This window comes from Parendozoicomonas sp. Alg238-R29, assembly GCF_947331445.1.
Lineage (GTDB): Bacteria > Pseudomonadota > Gammaproteobacteria > Pseudomonadales > Endozoicomonadaceae > Sansalvadorimonas.
On the sequence record NZ_CAMZOG010000015.1, the window covers coordinates 20590 to 41777 of the forward strand.

Sequence of the window (21188 nt, forward strand, 5' to 3'; positions counted from 1 at the left end):
CTCGAAAACCAGCATAAAAAAGGAGGCACCAAACCTCCTTAGAAATCACATAAATAGAATCTAGTGCCGGTGAGTCAACTGCCAGCACCGGTGAATCTTCTGGTTACGCTTGAAATCCTGATCAATCGTCTGGGCAGAGATTTCCTCAACCTTGAACAACTCAGCCAGTTCGTCATCCATACGGAATTTGCGGAAATTGTTAGAGAAGTACAACACACCATCACGAGCCAGAAGCCCCATAGCCCGCTTCAGCATATCTTTATGTTCTTCTTGAATATCAAAGACATCCCGCATTTTCTTCGAGTTAGAAAATGTTGGAGGGTCAATAAAGATCAAGTCATAGGTGTCCTTACAACCTTTCAGCCATTTGATGCAGTCGGCGTTTTCCAGCTTATGACGATCACTGAAACCATTCAGGGACAAATTCTGCCGAGCCCATTCCAGATAAGTTTTGGATAGATCGACACTGGTAGTCTGACTGGCTCCACCAGCCGCTGCATGCACAGTGGCCGCGCCGGTATAACAGAACAGGTTGAGAAAACGCTTGCCTTTGGCCTCCTTTTGGATACGCAGGCGCATCGGACGATGATCAAGGAACAATCCGGTATCCAGATAATCCTTTAAGTTCACCAGGAAGCGACAGCCACCTTCGGCCACTTCGAAGCGCTGCTGCTGATCAGCCATCTTCCGATACTGGTTTTTACCCGCCTGCCGACGTCGCTGCTTCAGAGCAATCTGCTCGGTTTTTACCGGAAGAACTGTTGGAATAGCCTGAAGTATATCGTGAAGGCGTTCTTCCGCCTTCTGTTCATCAATAGATGCTGGAGCACGGTATTCCTGAACCAACACCTGATCTTTATAAATATCTATAGCAACAGCGTACTCGGGCATATCAGCATCATAAACCCGATAGCATTCCACTTCGTTTCTATTCGCCCATTTCTGCAAGATTTTCAGATTCTTACGCAGACGATTTGCGAACATTTCTGCGCCTTTACCTAAGCTGATTTCAACCTTTGGTTTCACCACGATCTGAGAAACTTTTTGCTCTCCAGGTGCCTGCTCACTATTTTGCGTTTTACTTTCTTCGTTGCGCTTGTGATAGCCGTAATACCATTCAGGCTGAATATCAAAAGTGAACAGCTTGGCTTCCAGAGCGCCATTAAAGAAGCTGTAGTTTTTGCGAGCACGTAACCCCATACGGCGAGCCAGCGTTGGATTGCTGGTAATAATCGCCCCCTGCCACCCTTCAAAACAGTTGCGGAAGGTTTCACCCAGACGCTGATACATCCAAACCAGACTGGACTCATCTCCCAAACGTTCACCATAAGGAGGGTTGCAGATCACGAGGCCTGATGTGTTTTTGATCGCATCAACATTGGCCAGTTCACGGGTTTCAATATGAATGCGTTTCTCAAGCCCGGCACGGCGCAGGTTTTCGTGAGCCTGGCGAACAACCCGAACATCCCCTTCATAGCCAATAAAGCTGTTATTGAGTTTTTCCAGGCCAGCGACTCGCCGCTCACGAGCCTCTTCCAGCAACTCCCGCCAAATTTTAGGAATATGGCCGGACCAATTGTGGAAGCCGTAGTTAAGGCGCAGCAGGCCAGGAGCAATATCTGCGGCCATCAACGCTCCTTCCAGCAGCAACGTGCCGGAACCACACAGTGGATCAACCAGCGTAGCGCCTTCTTTTGCCATCTGCGGCCAACCTGAACGGACAAGCAGAGCAGCAGCAAGGTTTTCCTTCAGAGGCGCTTTACCGGTATCCAGACGATAACCACGGCGATGCAGACTCTCACCAGACAAATCCAGAGAGATATCCGCCCGATTACGGCTCATACGCACATGAACACGAATGTCCGGAGATGTTTTATTAATGGCAGGTCGAAAATCTGCTTTTTCTCGAAGGCGATCACAGATAGCATCTTTCACAACAAGTGCACCGAAGTGACTGTTATTAATAGCTTTACTGGTACCATTAAAGGTAATCGCCAGAGTGGCATCAGGTTCAAAATGATCTTCCCAGGGAATAGCCTTAACCCCGTCGTAGAGAAGTTCACGAGCTTCTGCATCAATCTGGCGAAGATGCAGCAAAATACGGTTAGCAAGCCGTGACCAGAGACAGCTACGATAGGCGGCCTGCAAACCACCCTTAAAATGGCAGCCAGCCACAGTCAGGCGAATATCCTCACCACCAAGAGCAGCCAGTTCTTCAGCCAGCAAACCTTCCACGCCCTTTGGGCAGGAGGCAAAGAATTCGTAGTTATCGGACATTGTCACCTTCAAACAGAGTGATCATGAAGCAGATCGAAAAATCTGGCCGATTGTACAGCCTGTACCGTGGATTACGAGCCGTACCATTCGCACAGGTACTGATAAAGACCGAAAAGCTTTAATAATCTCTAGAGCTAGAGCAAAACCGATGTTTTGCCATGCACATCAGACAAACGGTCAATATCTTTTGATTTCAGTTATTTATTGGCAAGGTTTCGTCCACATATTGAGTTTTAAACTAAGTAGTTATAGCGCTATGTCTATTCGTTCCTCGACAGATCGCAAGGAATCCGATAGAACTTACTGACGTAGTGATGTGAAAACATCCCCTCCCACCCCAGAAAGGTTCTCCAGACTAGAGGACTGGATTGATGTTCCTTTCTGTGACACATAAATTCCGGATAGCTGGCGAGCTCTCTGGGATGCTGTATCCGAATAAGGAGGCTACTTCGCAATGAAGAGACAAAAAAGAGACATGACAGATCGGGCTTATGCCAAAGGCTACCAGATGGGAGCTCAAGGGCGACCCAATGAAAACTGCCCACATGCCAACGAAAATGATCAACGACAAGCCTGGCTGAATGGCTGGCGAGAAGGTTGGTCAGACCACGTGGAAGGCTTCACTGGCGTTTCCGGTATCCACAAGCTTAATGAGCATCAGCTTTAACTGCTAACTCTCCTTTTCTCTTCTTGAAGACACTTGGCTCTTGAAGAAAAAATCCTCAGCCACTCGCTGGGTTCAGCATTGAGAAGGCCCCGATACTCTATCAGGGCCTTTTTGTTTATCTGGCTTTGACTAGCTTGGCCAGTTCAGCCGCTACAGCTTCAGAGGCTTCCGCCATCAGGTCTGGCCCACGAAAAATAAAGCCACTGTAAATCTGTACCAGGCTCGCTCCTGCCCTGACTTTTTCTACCGCGTCTGCGGCGCTCATAATGCCACCAACGCCGATAACAGGGATCTTCCCATCCACGGCCTCTGCCAAAACCTTGATTTTGTCTGTAGCCAGCCCAGTGAGAGGTTTACCACTCAAGCCACCCTGCTCTTGAGCAAACTGATGCCCGGCAACAGCATCACGCTCCAGAGTGGTATTGGTGGCAATTACACCATCCATACCACAGGCTACCAGCTGACCAGCAATTTCCCGTAATTCATCATCAGACATATCTGGCGCGAGTTTGATAGCGATTGGTACATAGCGATGGTGTTCCTCGGCCAAACGGGTCTGTTCTTCTTTCAGGGCTTTGAGAAGAGATGAGAGGTGTTCACCAAACTGAAGCTCCCGTAATCCTGGCGTATTGGGAGAAGAAAGGTTAACTGCAACATAACCGGCCCAAGGGTAAACCTTTTGCAGGCAAGCAATGTAATCATCATTGGCCTTTTCAACAGGAGTGATCTTGTTTTTGCCAATATTAACGCCAATTACAGCTTTAGTCTTAGCCTTACGCAGGTTGGCAACAAGGTGATCCACGCCCTTATTGTTAAAACCCATACGGTTAATAATGGCTTCATTTTCTACCAGCCGGAACAGGCGGGGCTTGGCGTTTCCGGGTTGAGCCAGAGGGGTTACAGTGCCAACTTCTACAAAACCAAAGCCGAGATCACCAAAAGCATCAATACATTCACCGTCTTTATCCAAGCCAGCGGCCAGACCAACAGGGTTGGGGAAGTCGATACCCATAACCTTAACCGGAGCATCAGGAACCGGGCGGATAACCTTTTTAATCAACCCCAGTCGCTGGCCTGCCCCCAGCAAATCCATAGTGACACCGTGAGCTGTTTCTGGGGTGAGGCGAAACAGTAACGAGCGAGCCAGCTTATACATGGTGATTCCTTGCAGTAGGGGTGGGAATTCTGCGCGGAATTATATGGACTCCAATAGAGGCTATCCACTGTTATTGATACAACCTCTCCCCAAGCGTGGCCACATCAGACCCACACCCTTGGATACATCTATAGTCTTAACCGCCAGATTTATCGAAACTTCCTCCGGAAACACCGGTCATATGTAGTAACCGGACGTTTTTCAGGGTTAAACCCTGTGCATGGAGGCACGAAAATGGACTTACTTTCATCACTCGCCAGCTATAACATTCCCCAAGGAAGCTTGTCATCACAAAGCAGTGTGTATGAAAGCGCCAACGGCAGCATGACCAAAACCACAGGGCTTCGGTTAACCTGTCTGACTGATGATCCTTATCTGTCCGCCAAAAGCATCCAGGAAAAAGCCCTGAATCAGTACACCATCACCAGTACTGATGATGAAGAAGAATTTCACTCCCTGACTTCAACCCAAACACCTCCAACAGACGTTGAAGAAGAGTTTCATTCTATCCCCTCAAGCCAGCAATCTGTCCATGGGAAGTCATCCATAGTCACTGATGAGACTGATGAAGAAGACGAAGTGGATGAGGACGAATACGACGTCGCCGCTCTCACAGAGCAAGCTCTGGAGACCCAGGAGGGTCTTAAGAAAGATCTGAACGGCATGTCGCCAACCCTTTTCATTAGAGACCTGCCCGGTCAAAACATTCTTACTGCCCAGTTCCGCAGAGATCAGCAAGGCACTATCGATTTGATTGGCTGCCGTCTGACAGCTCTTGAAGACAATATGCAAGAGTTTTACTTCAAGGGCGATGCTCCACAGATGATAAAAGCCATGCTTGATGATTTCAGCAACCTGGAAGAAAACCCCACGGAAGAAAACCTTCTGATAGTCATTAAAGGGCTGCGGGAATATGAAACTGCCCGTAAAAAAGACTCTTGGCTGGAAAAGCTGAACATCTGTTTTATCGGTATCAAAGAGCTTTTGGCTACTCCTTTAGCCAAAGCTTTCACGGGACTCCTTCCAGCGGAAGTTATGGAAGCTGATGGTGAGAGCCTGTTAGTTGATCCGACCCAAATCACTCACCAAAACCGTGGTAAGACCTCATCCGATCCAAGTGGACTTGCCCGTAATCTGATGAATTTCACTCAGCAAGAAGCGTCCCGCTGCCACGATGCCAGCGCTCAGGCTCTGCTGGATACTCTAAGGCAAAATGACTACCCACACCCCGATGATGCAGTAGATCCAAGGCTGCTGATTGACACTCTGGCACGCAGACGCCCAGATGTTGTATTCGGGCTGTTCCATGACTTTATGGTCAATGAAATCTTCCAGGCTCCTGCAGATCAGCAAGAAGGGCTTCGACAGGAACTGCAACAGATTGACCAGGCCGGCGAAAACCCCGAAGAACTTTTGAAAGTTATAGAAGCGCTTCCAGCACTTGCTGAGATTATCGCTGTTCGTGCCCAACATCAGTACCTTGCCGATATCACCGAATATCTGGTGCACACAATTGAGGAACAAATTCAGGCTCACGAACCACTGGCAGCAGCTACTATTTCCGGCCATAAGAACGACCTTAACAATGCCAGAACTATTGCAACAAAACTGGCAGCGCAGAAAGCCGCTCAGACTCTAGCGCCTCTGGCTTCCAAGATCGAACTCCTGGAAGCCCTTCCCTGCCACCATGCGATTGAGTCAGGTCATTTGCACGGTGAACAGGTATGGTATCTGAATAATGATATTGAACTGACTCAGACCGCAGAAGCCATCAGCAGCAAAAGTGCGGAAACCAAAGTCGGCCAAGCTATTGTCGAGCTGGAAAAATACCGTCAGGTTCAACCAGGGTGTGGCGCCGCTGAGCTGACCAAACATATGAAGAGCCGGGATCAACTGCTCAAAAGCCAGATCGACGCTTTACTTGACCAAGCCCGAACGGTTCAACACGTTAAAGGCTCCGATGAGTTTGAAAAGCTCTGTGGCCGTATTCGCTATCTGGAATCAGAGCGCCCGGACGCTCATTACCTTGACGATGAAATGGACAATTGGTCCAAGGCTGCCAATCTTGGCGGCAGGATGCTGAAAGGTAATGAAATCCCCACAGAACATATTCTCCAGGAGCTGGAGCTGGAAAGAGCCCTCATTGTTAAAGGTGGTTATGCCTTCAATGATGAAGCCATGGATCTTCTGGGCACCCTGCCCAGCCTCGGTCTGGATCTTCTGGGCAACACGGTCACTGCTGGTGCGAAGGTTGTTTATGGCCTGAAGGATCTCATTCAAGGCAAAGTCAGCCCTTCACAGGCCGCTGTCGCCGCAAGCCACATGGGCAAAGATGGATTAACCACCTTGGCCAAAACATTCCAGAAAGAGTTAACAGCCGCAGCTGCCATAGGCGCGAAAAACCCAAGGATTATCCGTGCGTTAGCCGGCAACCTGGCTCAGGCCAAATCTGTAGCCCTGAATACTCTGGCGGGTACATCCCCTGTTATCGCCATGTTTGATGAATTACATAACAGGGTCTGGGCCGAAGCAGCAACAACACATTTCCTGGAAAATGTTAATCATGAAACCGTAAGCCTGGATAACCTGACTGACGAAGAGCTGGCTGCAGTTAAAAAGATTCTGACCATCTGTAAGCTAATGGAAGCCGCTCCTTACTTCCCAACCTTGCTGGATGCCGCCTTCAAGACTTACCAGAATGGAACCAACCTCCTGGCTCAGTGCTGGACCTGGTCATCAGCTGGTGCAAAGCTGGTTTTCAGCCGTATAGTGAAGAATGTAAATACCATGGATGCTCAAACCGTTCGTGACTGCAACTACGCTATGGATATTATGAGCAGTGGTCTGGCAGTCGCTAACACCCGTCAGCGGATGATGCAGCGCTGCGGTAGCGTTCTGGCAGATATTGCCAGTAAGCACTCCATTCCGGCAGTCATTTCCCGAGCGGTTATTCTGGAGCCGTTCAAATCCTTGTTTAACGGTTTCAGGGAAGCGTTTGGGAAGCTTTGGCGCAGAGAGCGTAATAGCTTGACTCCTTTCCTGATACAAGCCGGTAAAGTTACCAGCGTGTTTGGCCCTACCGGAATCTCTGTTGGTGTGGCGGTGGCTACCATATTTACTGGTGGTATTGCAGGGGTTTTTGCTTCCTTCAGTATGCTGGGGGGCAGTATCTACTGGGCCTGGCACCGTGCTGACACGCTGAACCACCACGAAGGTTTACTGAGCCTTGCTTCCCGTGTGACAGGTCTTGTTGAAGGTATTGCCACACGCAGCAAACCGGCTATTGATAAAGAAGTTGATAAAGTCATGAGCGAATCTGGCTATCGCGACAGTATTGAGAAAATGTCTAAAGCCCACGCTTACCGCAACCTGCATAAGACTCACTGGAACAAGTGGGTTGAACAGCAAGAAAAGATGTTCCGTGAAGCGGAGAAGACAATTCTTGAACAGCAACAAAAAGAACTGCAAGGGCTTAAGGATGAGTTGGAGCAGATCAAGAGTAAGAGCTGGGAACTAACGGAAACAGATCAGGAATGGCTCGACAGACAGACCAAGCAAATTAAAGACACAACCGAGCTGAACCTGGCCAGAGCCAAGCATACCATGTTGTGGATGCAAGACACCCAGAACCAAAAGCGTCAGGAGCTGCAAAGCAGTCTGGCAAACGATGAGGTAAACCAGAAGGACTTAAAAAACTTGAATCAGCAGCGCGAGATGCTGCAATGGCTTGAGAATAAAGATTTTGGCGAACTGACCGTTGAGCAGGTTCTTTCCAAGCTTCCTGAGACTGAGACTTTAATCATCCCACAGGATAAAGAGCGTCGTATTTTCTGGTTGATGGCTCTGGAAGAGCGCTACCGCGAGAACCTGTATCACAGATTAGGCACAGAAGAACTGCCTCTTGACAAAGATCAACTGCAAGATGCCCTGGTAGACTTTATGACCAAAAGCGTGATGGGTTCTATGGTGAAGCAGTACTACAAGCCAGCCCACACAGCGTGGACGGAGACTTGGGCCATGACCCGCGTAGGGCTGGTCAACTGGGCCAAACAGCGCATGAACAACGCTATGAGCATTGCCATGAAAAAAGTACTTACCAGCGTATATAGTACCTATGGTAAAGGCTGGTGCAGTGAGGAAGGCATGCTGACCAAGCGTGAGTTTGAAAAAGGACGTAAAAACAATCGAGACCTGGATTCAGCAATTACTAGCAAGTTCAATAATATAGTCAGCACCACCTGGGAGGGGGTGTTTACTTCTGATCGGAAGAATGCCCGTAATCAGCTCAAGGGAAGGGGGTTCAAGTTCGGCGAGCGAGACCTTCCGGCACATATGAGGTGGGCGAGTTAATAAAAATGGGCAGTTACTAAACTGCCCATTTTTTGTACTGACCTCAGGGTTGCCCATATACGTCAAAAAAGAAGCAAAACTTAGCTGTTCTGTGCTAAATCCAACAACTCCCGGGTAGCTACCGTGTACATGGCCAGCTCACTGCCTGCCGCGCCCCGTAACTCTTCCAGAATCGCATGCCAGCGAGTCAGAGCAATGGCATTGGTTTCACTCCAGCGAGCGAGGAGTTCGCCCACATCTTCTGCCGAAGAATCAAGCTTAAGCAGGTTCACTGTCAGTGCCCTCTGCTGCAGAGCCAGCTCATCCCGTACACCTTCCCGAGCCAGCCCCTGCCAACGGTTCTGAACTTCCAGCTGGCTGAGCTCCTGATAAAACCAGTGCAGATCCAGATGCTCACCAATAGCAAAGAATGCTGAAGCGACTCTCTCAAGTTTCTCGCCAGTCTGATCAACTGCCTGAATCACCGATAGCATACTGAACAAGTGACGAACTCCAGCAATACGCTGGGCCAGTTGTTCGGGAACATTTCTGGCCACCAGCTGATCAACCTGTTCCTGCCACTCTTTGCGCTGACGTTCAGGAAGCAGTTCAGAAAGATTCGCCATCAGCTGACACAACCGACTTTGATAGTGCTCAACACAATCAGAGGTGTTTCGATCGACCTGCTTCATACGTACCAGCCAGCGCGTTGCCCTGCGCAACAGGCGCATAACCTCGCCCATCAGTTCATGTTGCAGCTCGCTTTCAACAGTATGATCCAGGCTTTCAATATCAGACCACAGTTGCTCAGCACCAAAGATATCTCTGGCCACAATGAAACCAGTCACGATATCTGCAGCACCCGCACCTGTGGACTGCTGCTGACGGCTAACAAACGTCAGCCCCATCATATTGATCAGATAGTTAGAAATCTGGGTAGCAACAATTTCCCGGTTCAGGCGGTGTTGAGCCAGCGGTTCGCCATACTTCTTAACCAGCTCTTTCGGGAAAGCAGTGATCAATTCCCGAGCCAGATACTCGTCATCCGGTACTTTCGAATCCAGTAGTTTCTCTTTCAAATCGGCCTTGCTGTACGAAATCAACACAGACAGTTCTGGACGGGTTAAACCCTGCCCGGCAGTCTGGCGCTCCCGAATGCTTTCATCGTCAGGAAGGAATTCAATAGCCCGATCCAGACGCCCCTCCGCCTCAAGGGCATGAATAAAGCGCTTGTACTCTTCCATCTGACTCAGGCATTCACTCTCCGCCAGAGTGATTGCCTGGGTCTGGCGATAGTTATTACCCAGTACTAAAGTGGAAACCTCTCCGGTCATATCCTCTAGCATCCGGTTCCGCTGTTTGCGGGTCATATCCCCTGCAGCAACAATCTGGTTGAGCAGAATCTTGATATTCACCTCGTGGTCGGAACAATCCACACCACCGGCATTATCAATAAAATCTGTATTAAGAGCGCCGCCATTCAAGGCATATTCAATACGGCCAAGCTGGGAGAAACCAAGATTGCCCCCTTCACCCAACACTTTGGCCCGAACCTGAGCACCATCAATACGCAAATTATCGTTGGCCTTATCACCCACATCGGCATGACTCTCATGGGAGGACTTCACATAGGTTCCAATACCGCCATTCCAGATCAGATCAACGGGTGCTTTCAAAATAGCCGTGATCAGTTCACTGGGAGTAAGGCGGTTTGCTCGAATACCAAACGCCTTTTTCATTTGAGAAGAGATGCTGACGGACTTGGCATTACGGGAGAAAATACCACCACCTTCAGAGATCAGCTGGCTGTCATAATCTTCCCAACTGGAACGGGGCAGTTTGAACAGTCGCTCGCGCTCCACATAGCTGGCGGCAGGATCAGGATCAGGGTCAACGAAAATATGCATGTGGTTAAAAGCCGACACCAGCTTCAAAGACTTGGAGCTGAGCAAACCATTACCAAACACGTCCCCGGCCATATCACCAATACCAACAACGGTAACCGGATCTTTCTGAACATCAACCCCGCGCTCGCGGAAATGGCGCTGCACAGACACCCAGGCACCCTTGGCGGTAATACCCATTTTCTTATGGTCGTAACCGGCACTGCCACCTGACGCAAACGCGTCACCCAGCCAGAAGCCATATCCTTCAGCAATGCCGTTGGCGATATCTGAGAAGGTTGCCGTGCCTTTATCTGCGGCTACCACCAGATAGGTATCATCTTCGTCGTAACGAATAACGTTGCTTGGATGAACAACTTCGTTATCCACCAAATTATCAGTCACGTCCAGCAAGCCGCGAATAAAGCGTTTGTAGCAGGCTATACCCTCAGTCTGGATTTCTTCACGGGAACCATTTGCAGGCAGGCGCTTGGGAACAAAGCCGCCTTTGGCACCAACAGGCACGATGACCGCGTTCTTCACCTGCTGAGCCTTTACCAGCCCCAGCACTTCTGTACGGTAATCTTCCACCCTGTCAGACCAACGCAAGCCTCCACGGGCCACTTTGCCACCACGGAGGTGAACACCTTCCACTGCTGGTGAATAAACAAAGATCTCAAACATCGGCGCAGGCTTGGGAATATCAGGAATATCACCCGGTGCGAATTTGAAAGACATGTAATCATGATTCTGACCACTTTCGTTCAACTGGTAAAAGTTGGTGCGCAACGTGGCCATAATGATTTCCATATAACGGCGCAGAACCCGGTCCTCTGACAGGACACTTACGCCATCCAGCGCTTCCAGAATATTCTGTTGATATTGCTGTCTTCGAGCTTTCCGCTGTTCCTGAGTTAAATCAAGGCTCGGGTTAAAGGACACCTCAAACAGTTTCAGAAGTTGGAGAACTATCTCACTGTTATTACACAAAGTGTCAGCGATATAACCCTGACTGAAACCAAAGCGAATCTGCTTAATGTAGCGAGCATAAGCGCGCAGCATACTGACCTGGCGCCAGTCCATGCCGGCCACCAGCACCAGACGGTTAAAGCGATCGTTTTCCGCATCCCCATCCCAGGTACGCTTGAAGGCTTGCTGAAACTTACCAGCCACTTTTCGCAGTGGCAGCTGTTGCCCATGAGTGAGAGACAGGGTGAAGTCATGGAGACTGACCCGAATCGTCTCACCATTTTCCTTTCGGTAGATGTAGTAAGGATGCTCACCGATAACTTTCAGGCCGAGGTTTTCCATAATTGGAATAAGATCCGACAGAGGCAGCGATTCCCCCTGATGGAAAACCTTGAAATGCAGGTAACCGTCGTCATCGATAGGCTGATAAAAGCTCATCGCCATAGGAGAGCCGGCATTGAGGTGCTGAATATGCTCAACATCCGCAACCGCTGTCAGAGCAGTAAAGGCATCCCGATAACTGACCGGAAAACCACCTTCAAAACTCTTTAACAGAGCATGACCATCAACCTCCCCCCGGGCTTCCATCAGTGAGTCACGGAACTCTTCATCCCAGGTGTAAGCCGCCTGATTAATTTCAGCAGTGATAGCCTTAGGGTTAAAATCATCACAACCTTTATCAGACAATCGCAGAACATAGTGAACCCGGGCGAGAATGGATTCTGAGAAGTACGTGGTAAATTCCGCATCCACAGCATTCAGCCGTTCACAGAGAATATCCTGAATCTGGGTGCGCAAAGTGGTGTCGTAAACTTCCCGCGGAACGTAAACCAGCACCGAGCAGAACAATCCGTTAGGATCCCGGCGCATAAAGACCCGAATCTGGTTACGCTCCTGAATCCGCAGGATTCCCATAATGATCTCAAACAGCTGATCAACGGGCGTCAGGAACAGCTCTTCCCTTGGAAAAACTTCAATAGTCTGAGTCAGCTCTTTACCATGGTGGCTGCCCATATCCAGACCCGCCAGCCGAACAATATTGCTGACTTTATTTCTTAACCAGGGAATGGCGCGAGGGCTTTGAGTGTATACCGGAGAGGTATAAAGCCCCATCAACCGATATTCCCCAATCACCGTACCGGACTTATCAAAACGCTTAACCAAAATAAAACTGGGGTACGCAGGGCGGTGAACACTGGAGCGTACTGCTGCCGTGGCAAATGACAACAGGGAGTGATCTGCAAAAATATTGCGATCCAGCTCTGGCTCCAGTGAGCCACGATCCAGCTGACCACTATGCCTTGGGCGCAGAAGGCCAAGTCTCTGCCCTTCCACAGGAATAACGTTTGGCTGCTCTTTGCTACGCTCTACCGCCAGCTCTTCAAAAGCCAGGAAGGTAAAGTTGTTGTCCAGAAGCCAGCGAAGATATTCCACAACCTCTTTGACTTCGCCGTCTTTTGAAGAAGAACCGGCTTCCAGGCTGCCAACCAGTTCTTCAACCTTGCGGCAGATTGGCCTATAGTCCGCCACGACACGGCGAACATCCGCCAACACATCTGAAAGATCCTGCTGCAGAGCCTCCAGTTCACTGTCCTGCGCAAGGCGGTTCACTTCGATATAAAGCAGGGCTTCCTTGTAGGAGTTACCATTCCCTGCGGAGACAAGCCTGTTGCTATCATCGCGGTCAACATTGAGTATACAGTTGCGAAGATTATGTATTGTTGCCCCGCGCTCATTCAGTTTCATACGAACGGAATCCACAATAAAGGGCATATCCGGGTGCACAATCTGAATGATGCTATGAGTAGAGTGCCAGCCGTTATTCTCATAATCCGGGTTCAGCACTTCAATTTTGGGCGCACTGTGGTCATGGGTCTGGAAAAATCGCCAGAATGCCAAGGTACTGCCCAGAAGATCACGGCGCCTGTAAGAAGTCAGCTCTTCTGGCGTTGTAATAGAAAAGAAAGGTTTTAGAAAAGTTTTGAGCCCTTCCTGCTGCTCTTCAGGAAGGTGGCTGGACAGCTCCAGTTCCAGCTTCCCAATAAACTCATCCCTGCTATCTGCGTAAACATGCCCCATTAACTATTTCCCCTGGCATTGATCAGGTACTGCCTGGCAGAAAAACCAACTTCCCCTCAGGAGCTTTGCCCCCAGAGAAGATGATTCCCTCCTCCCGTTTGTATCTGCGGATTTCTCCAGCCCACAAGCCAAAGGCTCCACACAGCGACAATTACCCACAATACTACGGCATGTCCATAGAGCAGGAGGTACTAAACGACATTTTCTTGTAGATTTTCGTAAAACAAAGGAATCAACCAGACAATGATGACCTGACAGAAATTTCCGAAAGAACATCCAGTTTCCGGTAACGGAGCATGACCAGACAGGCCGTGGGAACAATCAGCAAGGAAAACAACGTCCCCAGAATCATTCCTCCCACAAGCACCAGGCCGATATCCGAACGTCCCCTAGCTTAGAAGGAATTCCTGTTGTGAGATGACCGTTCACTCGACCAATTTTTCAAGCACATCCCCAAAATGCTTATGGCAGGGAACTTTTCAGGCGTTCGCCTGTCGAAGCACTGTCATTTCTGTGCATTCCTCCATGTGAGCCGCATAACTTGACACCGAAAAAACATTCGCTGATAAATAGTCAGCGCCTTTGTATTTAACGGCTTTACCTGTTCTAAGAAGAAATGAGTGTACTTATGGAATCAGCGACAAATGTATCCCCTTCCCGTCAATCCATTCTGTCACTGAGAAACTATCTCCGCAAAATGATTATTGGTCAGGAACGGTTACTGGATCGTTTGCTGATTGCTCTGCTGGCCGATGGCCACATGCTGGTTGAAGGGGCACCGGGTCTGGCAAAAACCAAAGCCATTAAAGACCTTGCTAATGGCCTTGCTGCGGGTTTTCAGCGTATCCAGTTTACTCCCGACCTCCTGCCAGCAGATATTACCGGCACGGAAGTGTATCGCCCGGAAGATGGCAGCTTTCGTTTTCAGCAGGGTCCTATTTTCCAGAACCTTGTGCTGGCTGATGAAATCAACCGTGCCCCTGCCAAGGTTCAGGCTGCTCTTCTGGAAGCTATGGCGGAACGTCAGGTCAGTGTGGCCGGCACCACTCATAAGCTGCCAGAACTGTTTCTGGTAATGGCTACCCAGAACCCTATTGAACAGGAAGGTACCTATCCTCTACCAGAAGCCCAGCTTGACCGTTTTCTTATGCATGTAAGCATTGATTACCCGTCTATCGCAGCGGAACGGGATATCCTGCGACTGGCTCGCGGTGAAGCCTTGCATATTGAGCAGGCAGTACCTTCTATGATTCCCCAGGAAACCATCTTTGCCGCCCGGGAAGAAGTGCTGAAACTGCATATGGATAGCGCCGTAGAAAATTATATTGTTCATCTAATTGATGCCACCCGTGATCCTGCCAAATACCAGCAGAACCTTGGTCAGCTACTGGAATACGGTGCCAGCCCGCGGGGAACCATAGCCCTTGATCGTTGCGCCCGTGCCCATGCCTGGCTGAATGGCCGTGACTTTGTTACTCCTGATGATGTGCAGGCCATTGCCCACGATGTACTGCGTCATCGAGTTATCCCAAGCTATGAGGCCGAAGCCCGAGGTATGAATGCTGACCGGATTCTTGCCCAGCTGATGCAGCAGGTTGCGGTTGCCTGACCTCTCCGGGAAATAATAATTAAGGAGAGCATTGCATGAGTGGCGCTTATACCAACCTTGAAGAACTGACCCGCCTGTCGGCTCCGGCCAGACGTATATCACTGTTTCGCCCGGGCCCGGCCAAAGCCCTGATGTCTGGCGGCCATCAATCCCGTATCCGTGGACGTGGCATGGACTTTGAGGAATTCCGGGGTTATCAGCCCGGAGACGATATCCGCACTATCGACTGGCGAGCCAGTGCCCGCACCAACAAAACTCAGACTCGCGTTTATCGAGAAGAGAGAGAACGCCCGGTTCTTCTGGTTCTGGATCAGGGGCCAGGGTTATTTTTCGGATCAAAGTTAAATTTCAAATCTGTCGCCGCAGCAGAAGCTATGGCCATGCTAGCCTGGAAAGCCCTGCATCATGGTGACCGGGTAGGTGCACTGCTTGCAGGCAGCGACACTCACAAAGAATTTCGTCCTCGGCGCTCCCGCCAACATCTTCTGCAACTTTTGCAACAAACAGCAGGAATGAATCAAAAGTTGAAAGCCGGTCAGCCCCGTAACGACAAAGCTCTTGATACTGTGCTGGCCAGTGCATCACGGCTGGCACACCCTGGTTCTCTGGTTGTGGTAATCAGTGATTTCCATGGTATCAGCAGCAACGGTTTGAAAGACCTTGCATTAATTGCCCGCCACAATGATGTCATGGCTATTCAGGTTTTTGATCCCTTTGATCAACAGTTACCGGATGCCGGACTCTATAGTGTCAGCGATGGCCGCCACCGGGGCATTCTCGATACCCGTGCCCGCCGCAACAGAGAACTATACAGTTCACAGGCCATACACAAACAAAAGACTTTGACTGAACATCTGAACAAATACCGTATTCCTTTCATGCGCATTAACAGCAGTCTGCCAACCGATGAACAGATGCTCGGACATATTCATTCACCGGAAAGTCGGTCTGAAGGAGGTTCACAGTGACACCTCCACAGCAAATGCAGCAGGGTACAAACCCACTGGATTCCCTTGAGCCAAATATACTTCCTGATCCCATTGGTTTCTGGCCACCGGCTATTGGCTGGTGGGTTCTCGCACTTTTGATTGTCTTGGTTATTACTGGTACAGGAATCGCCTTTTGGCGCTGGTACAAGCGCAATGCCTATCGGCGGGAAGCTCTGAAGAAACTGGATGCCATTCAACAGGGTTTTGAGCACCATCAAGATCAGCTAAAACTGGTGAAGCAGTACAATCATCTTTTGAAGGCTGTCGCTTTAAGCGCATTTCCCCGAGAACAGGTTGCCGCACTGAATAGTGCTGCCTGGTTGAAGTTTCTGGATAAAAACCTGAAACAAAGTACAACGTTCCGCAAAGGAGCCGGTAAAGCTCTTGGACAGGTTTATAGCACTGCGGTCAGTGTTGATTCAGAAAAACTGCATAACTCAGTGAAACTCTGGGTCCGCAAACACAAAACGCCAAAATCCAAGAACATAAGAAGTACTGCTAAGGAAGGTCTACCTCATGCCTGATGTCTTAAAAGGGCTTGAATTCACCCTTCCCTGGATTCTTATTTTATTGCCTTTTCCATGGCTGGTTTATCGTTTTTCAAAACCTGCCAACAAACAGCAAAGTGCATTGCTGGTCCCATTTTACAATGATCTTCCATTGGAAGATTCCCTCTCTTCACCAGCGGGTACTCGTAAAGCTCCCCTGCTCTTATCTGGCCTAGCCTGGTTATTGTTGTTATTGGCAGCCGCTGGCCCACGCTGGGTAGGAGAACCCGTTGAGCTTCCTGTGACTGGCCGGGACACCCTGCTGGCAGTCGATCTTTCCAACAGTATGTCCCAAAAAGATATTTCGTTGAGAGGACGGGAGGCCGACCGCCTGGAGGTCGTGAAAGATGTGGTTTCACGGTTTATTGATGGCCGCAAAGGTGACCGAGTTGGATTGGTACTGTTTGGCACCCAGGCTTATCTGCAGGCACCACTGACTTTCGATATTGAAACAGTACGGACTCTGTTGAATGAAGCCACCATTGGTATTGCCGGCCCATTGACGGCTATTGGAGACGCCATTGGTATGTCTGTCAGGCAGTTGCGCAAACGACCACAGGATCAGCGGATAATGATCCTTCTGACCGATGGAGACAACACTGCTGGCAACCTTGGCCCCATCAAAGCAGCAGAAATTGCGGCACAGGAAAAAGTCACCATTTATACCGTTGGCGTTGGTGCAGAAGAGATGATTGTTCCTGGTATCTTTGGCTCCAGCTTTGGCGCCCAGCGGGTTAATCCTTCTGCAGACCTTGATGAAGAAACCCTTACCAAGATTGCAGAATTAACTGGTGGCCGTTACTTCCGTGCTCAATCCGCTGATGAGCTGAAACAGATTTACACCATTATTAATCAACTGGAACCTGTTGAGCTGAGTAAGGAAACCTTCCGCCCTGTGAAAGAATTGTTTTACTGGCCACTGGCAGTCGCCTTTCTACTGGCTCTTATGTTGGCAACAATAAAAGTCCTGCCCTCCCTACGCAGAGCGGGAGGTGAAGTATGAGCATGATTGAACAATTCCACTTTCTACGTCCGTTATGGCTTCTGGCTTTAATTCCGGTTCTATTTATTGGCTGGAAACTCTGGAAGCAAAGTCTGCAGGCTGGTCAATGGCAAAAACTTATTCCAGGTCATCTGCTAGAACATCTTCTGGAAGGCGAACAACAAACCCGCAGCCGCGCACCTGCCATTCTGGCAACACTGGCTGGAATTATTGCCGTGATTGCTCTGGCTGGCCCAACATGGCGTCAACTCACTACCCCGGTTGAAAAGAGCCGTGCGCCGCTGGTGTTGGTTGTTGACCTTTCCCGCTCAATGCTGGCCGCTGACCCCAGCCCCAACCGGCTGGTACGTGCCAAACAAAAGCTGACCGATATTGTACGGCTGCGTAAGGATGGTTTAACCGGGCTGGTGGCTTATGCTGGAAACAGCCATGTGGTTACACCACTGACAGACGACAGTGCAACCCTGATCAATATGATTCGGGCACTCGATCCCAGCATTATGCCAGTTCCTGGCAGTCGCCCGGAAAAGGCCATTGCTCAAGCTGTTGAGTTGATGAAACAAGGGGCCGGGCAAGCCGGAACCATTCTTCTGCTCACCGACGGCATGGAAGAAAGTCAAAGTCAGGCCATTACCAACATTCTGAAACAGTCTGGCGATAAACTCTCTATTCTGGGCTTTGGTACAGAAACCGGAGCACCGGTTCCCGGTGAGAATGGTGGTTTTCAGCGAGACAGAAACGGTGCCATTGTTATGGCACAACTGGACAGGGATATTCTCTCCAGTACAGCCAAAGTCACTGGTGGACGCTACAGCGACCTGACTCTGGACGACAACGATATCCTTTCTTTGATACCGGGCTCTTCAGTCACAGATGAAACCATTCGGGTCGATCGTAGTTTTGACAGCTGGTTTGACGAAGGCCGCTGGCTGGTTTTACTCCTGTTGCCTTTGGCCGCCCTCGCCTTCCGCCGAGGCTGGGTACTTCCTGTTTTGTTATTAGGTTTAAGTTCTCAGCCACAGCACAGTTATGCCATGGAATGGAAAGACCTGTGGAAAAGGCCAGACCAGCAGGCGCAAGCCTTGCTTGAGAACGGCGATGCAAAAGCTGCCTCGGAAACCTTTGAAAACACGGAATGGAAAGCTGAAGCGCTGGATAAAAGCGGCAACTATGAAGAAGCTGCCAAAATGTTTGGCCAGCAGAATACAGCTGAAGGGTTTTACAATCAGGGTAACGCACTTGCTCGAGCAGAAAAATTAGATGAGTCACTCAAGGCTTATGACAAAGCCCTTGAGAAAAACCCGAACCTGGAAGCCGCCCAGAAAAACAAACAAATTGTTGAAGACCTGAAAAAACAACAACAGAAAAACAACCAGCAACAGGGTGATCAGAACCAGAATTCAAACGATAAAGAGCAAAATTCTGATCAAAACCAAAACTCAGAAAACAATTCTGACAGCAGCTCGAAGAATAAAGATTCTCAATCAGACTCCCAAGGCTCGGACTCCCAAAACTCAAACTCCAAGAACCAACAGCAAAACCATCAACAGCCTGAAGGTCAAAAGTCTGATGAAGCAGAGAGCGAACAAGATAGAGACGATTCAAACAAATCTTCAGAACCCGAAGAACAACAATCCCAACAGACTAAAGATGAGCAAGAGGATGCTGGTGAGCAACCTCAACCATCACAACCGGAACAGTCCGAAAGTTCCCCCCAGGAACAAAGCCAACACCTTCAAGATGGTGAACAGGATCAGGATGCAGAGCAGATAGAAGCCTGGCTACGTCGCATTCCTGATGACCCTGGCGGCTTACTGCGCCGTAAGTTTGAGCAGCAACAGCAGAGACAGCCTGTCCAGCAGGGAGAGAAGACATGGTAAAACCAAGCGTATTATTTTTGGCGCTGGCCACTGCCAGCGCTCCTGTTCTAGCAACATTGACCGCAACCGTAGACAAACTGGTTCTAAATGAAGGTGAAGCCATTCGCTACACACTGGAAAGCGATAGCTTTTCCGTGATGGGAAGCCCTGACTTCTCCCCTCTGGAAAAAAACTTCATTATTCTGAGTCGAGGGCAAAACCAGAGTCGGGTGATCAATTTCTCCGGTGGAAAGAACACTTCTACCACTACCTGGAAACTCATTCTTCAACCGAAAAAGCCAGGTACACTCTCTATTCCATCTGTCAGCTTCAATAATGACCAGTCACAGCCCATCCGTGTCGAAGTAAAGAAAGGAAATTCTGACGGCCAAGGTACTGCGACAACCTCGAATGTTTATATCCGATCCAGCATCAGCACAGAGGAGCTTTGGCAGAACCAGGAAGCCATTCTGACTCTGAAGATTTATTCCCGTGCCGACTATGCTGAATCTCCAAACCTCACTCCGCCGGAAGCCGACAATGTCAGCTTTAAGGTTTTCGGGAAAGATGAAGATGAAGAACAAATCATCAATGGTGTCCGCCATAGAGTGATTACTCGTCGTTATATTATTTCTCCAACACAAGCAGGTACGGTCACAATTCCCGGTCAGGTTCTCACTGGCTATATCGAAGGCGAAGACCCATACGGCCGCAGCCGTTTGATGCGGATGGTTCGACCGGAACCTTTCCGGGCCGTTGCTCCCGACATAACCTTAAAGATCAATCCTATCCCAGCAAACTGGCCATCCAACAAACCCTGGCTGCCAGCAGAAAGTATGAATATCTCTGAGTCATGGAGCAGTGACACCAGCAAAATCGCAGCAGGTGATTCTGTTACCCGCACTGTAAAGATTCGTGCCCAAGGCAGTAACAGTGCGCAGATTCCTCCCCTGCCGCCGTTACAATTGCCCAATGTAAAAACCTACCCAGATCAACCTGTCACTGAAGATAATGTTGGCAGTCGTGGCCCCATAGGAACCCGCAGTGAATCTGTAGCACTGGTGCCCACACAAGCGGGACATTTGGAAATCCCTGCCGTAAACATCACTTGGTTTAACACCAAAACCCAGCAGATTGAAACAGCCAGGCTGGAAGGACAAACCATTACTGTACTTCTCGGTACGGCTCCACTTAGTGGAACTCAGCCTGTCATCAACCAACCAGGTATTGCTCAACCTGCTGCGCCAGCCATCAAGCAAATACAGTCACCAACGACTGAAACAAAAGACGGCGACTCGTTGATTTACTGGCAGATTGCCACCGGCACATTTGGACTGTTATGGCTGGGTACACTGACAGCTCTTGTTCGCAGAAAAAAGCCCCCTGCCACAGCTAAGAGTTCTACCAAGAGGAAGACAAAATCTGGGAGCGATGAACAAAAGGCTTTTCAGCATCTACTGACTGCCTGTGCCAGCAATAGCATAAGTAGCGTTGACAGTGCTTTGAAACAGTGGGGGCAACTCTTGCTAAAGCGCCCAGTTTATTCCTCAGGTGAAGTCATTGAATCTCTTAATAGCACGAAACTCTCCAATCTTTGGATGAACATACAGCAATCCCGCTATAGCCAGAGCAAAGTTCAGAGCACAAACACCGACAAACTTGCCCAAGCTTTTAAGGCCGCAAGAAAAAATTATCTAAAAAGATCACAAAAGGCTGTTGTTGAACTGGATGCCATAAATCCCTGAGGCAACTCTCCGGCTAACGCCAATCAAAATAACTCCACTCAAAATAACTCCAAAAAAAAGAGCCACCCGCATATC

Annotated in this window: 11 protein-coding genes; 8 read left to right on the forward strand and 3 right to left on the reverse strand. The window is 49.5% G+C overall.

Annotation, left to right across the window (positions count from 1 at the left end; translation table 11 throughout):
• Positions 1-60 precede the first annotated feature (60 nt).
• Positions 61-2277 carry a bifunctional 23S rRNA (guanine(2069)-N(7))-methyltransferase RlmK/23S rRNA (guanine(2445)-N(2))-methyltransferase RlmL gene (rlmKL, locus tag QMA35_RS05820; protein WP_281646195.1) on the reverse strand — a complete coding sequence of 739 codons (2217 nt, stop codon included), beginning with the start codon at positions 2275-2277 and terminating at the stop codon, positions 61-63.
• 454 nt (positions 2278-2731) lie between these two features.
• Here rlmKL and QMA35_RS05825 point away from each other — a divergent pair, with 454 nt between their 5' ends.
• Positions 2732-2944 carry a ribosome modulation factor gene (locus tag QMA35_RS05825; protein WP_281646196.1) on the forward strand — a complete coding sequence of 71 codons (213 nt, stop codon included), beginning with the start codon at positions 2732-2734 and terminating at the stop codon, positions 2942-2944.
• A 115-nt stretch (positions 2945-3059) separates the two neighbouring features.
• Here the strand turns inward: QMA35_RS05825 and QMA35_RS05830 are convergent, their stop codons facing one another.
• The gene (locus tag QMA35_RS05830) at positions 3060-4100 is read right to left on the reverse strand and encodes a quinone-dependent dihydroorotate dehydrogenase (RefSeq protein ID WP_281646197.1); all 1041 of its coding nucleotides are present in this window, start codon (positions 4098-4100) and stop codon (positions 3060-3062) included.
• A gap of 234 nt (positions 4101-4334) precedes the next feature.
• Here QMA35_RS05830 and QMA35_RS05835 point away from each other — a divergent pair, with 234 nt between their 5' ends.
• Positions 4335-8450 carry a hypothetical protein gene (locus QMA35_RS05835; protein ID WP_281646198.1) on the forward strand — a complete coding sequence of 1372 codons (4116 nt, stop codon included), beginning with the start codon at positions 4335-4337 and terminating at the stop codon, positions 8448-8450.
• Positions 8451-8530: 80 nt separating this feature from the next.
• On the opposite strand, the gene QMA35_RS05840 is transcribed toward QMA35_RS05835, so the two are convergent.
• On the reverse strand, positions 8531-13360 hold the full coding sequence (locus QMA35_RS05840; protein ID WP_281646199.1) for an NAD-glutamate dehydrogenase: 4830 nt from the start codon (positions 13358-13360) through the stop codon (positions 8531-8533).
• 628 nt (positions 13361-13988) lie between these two features.
• Here QMA35_RS05840 and QMA35_RS05845 point away from each other — a divergent pair.
• The 6 genes from QMA35_RS05845 to QMA35_RS05870 are packed head-to-tail and all read left to right on the forward strand — an operon-like array spanning position 13989 to position 21113.
• Positions 13989-14969, forward strand: a complete 981-nt coding sequence (locus QMA35_RS05845; RefSeq protein ID WP_281646200.1) for an AAA family ATPase — start codon at positions 13989-13991, stop codon at positions 14967-14969.
• Between the two features lie 35 nt (positions 14970-15004).
• Positions 15005-15937: a DUF58 domain-containing protein gene (locus tag QMA35_RS05850; protein ID WP_281646201.1), complete on the forward strand. Its 933-nt coding sequence runs from the start codon at positions 15005-15007 to the stop codon at positions 15935-15937.
• A complete protein-coding gene (locus tag QMA35_RS05855; RefSeq protein WP_281646202.1) occupies positions 15934-16482 on the forward strand; it encodes a DUF4381 domain-containing protein in 549 nt (182 codons plus the stop codon). The genes QMA35_RS05850 and QMA35_RS05855 overlap by 4 nt, the downstream gene beginning before the upstream one ends.
• Positions 16475-17509, forward strand: coding sequence for a VWA domain-containing protein (locus tag QMA35_RS05860; protein ID WP_281646203.1), 1035 nt, complete (start codon positions 16475-16477; stop codon positions 17507-17509). The genes QMA35_RS05855 and QMA35_RS05860 overlap by 8 nt, the downstream gene beginning before the upstream one ends.
• Positions 17506-19389, forward strand: coding sequence for a VWA domain-containing protein (locus QMA35_RS05865; RefSeq protein WP_281646204.1), 1884 nt, complete (start codon positions 17506-17508; stop codon positions 19387-19389). Before QMA35_RS05860 ends, QMA35_RS05865 begins: the two co-directional genes overlap by 4 nt.
• The gene (locus QMA35_RS05870; RefSeq protein WP_281646205.1) at positions 19383-21113 is read left to right on the forward strand and encodes a BatD family protein; all 1731 of its coding nucleotides are present in this window, start codon (positions 19383-19385) and stop codon (positions 21111-21113) included. Before QMA35_RS05865 ends, QMA35_RS05870 begins: the two co-directional genes overlap by 7 nt.
• The last annotated feature ends 75 nt before the right edge of the window (positions 21114-21188 follow it).

What these genes read in the sequence shown, in the direction of transcription:
- QMA35_RS05835 (WP_281646198.1), top strand. Translation starts at nt 4,335, where the DNA reads ATGGACTTACTTTCATCACTCGCCAGCTATAACATTCCCCAAGGAAGC.
- QMA35_RS05850 (WP_281646201.1), top strand. Translation starts at nt 15,005, where the DNA reads ATGAGTGGCGCTTATACCAACCTTGAAGAACTGACCCGCCTGTCGGCT.
- QMA35_RS05845 (WP_281646200.1), top strand. Translation starts at nt 13,989, where the DNA reads ATGGAATCAGCGACAAATGTATCCCCTTCCCGTCAATCCATTCTGTCA.
- QMA35_RS05870 (WP_281646205.1), top strand. Translation starts at nt 19,383, where the DNA reads ATGGTAAAACCAAGCGTATTATTTTTGGCGCTGGCCACTGCCAGCGCT.
- QMA35_RS05865 (WP_281646204.1), top strand. Translation starts at nt 17,506, where the DNA reads ATGAGCATGATTGAACAATTCCACTTTCTACGTCCGTTATGGCTTCTG.
- QMA35_RS05840 (WP_281646199.1), bottom strand. Translation starts at nt 13,360, where the DNA reads ATGGGGCATGTTTACGCAGATAGCAGGGATGAGTTTATTGGGAAGCTG.
- QMA35_RS05830 (WP_281646197.1), bottom strand. Translation starts at nt 4,100, where the DNA reads ATGTATAAGCTGGCTCGCTCGTTACTGTTTCGCCTCACCCCAGAAACA.
- rlmKL (WP_281646195.1), bottom strand. Translation starts at nt 2,277, where the DNA reads ATGTCCGATAACTACGAATTCTTTGCCTCCTGCCCAAAGGGCGTGGAA.
- QMA35_RS05825 (WP_281646196.1), top strand. Translation starts at nt 2,732, where the DNA reads ATGAAGAGACAAAAAAGAGACATGACAGATCGGGCTTATGCCAAAGGC.
- QMA35_RS05860 (WP_281646203.1), top strand. Translation starts at nt 16,475, where the DNA reads ATGCCTGATGTCTTAAAAGGGCTTGAATTCACCCTTCCCTGGATTCTT.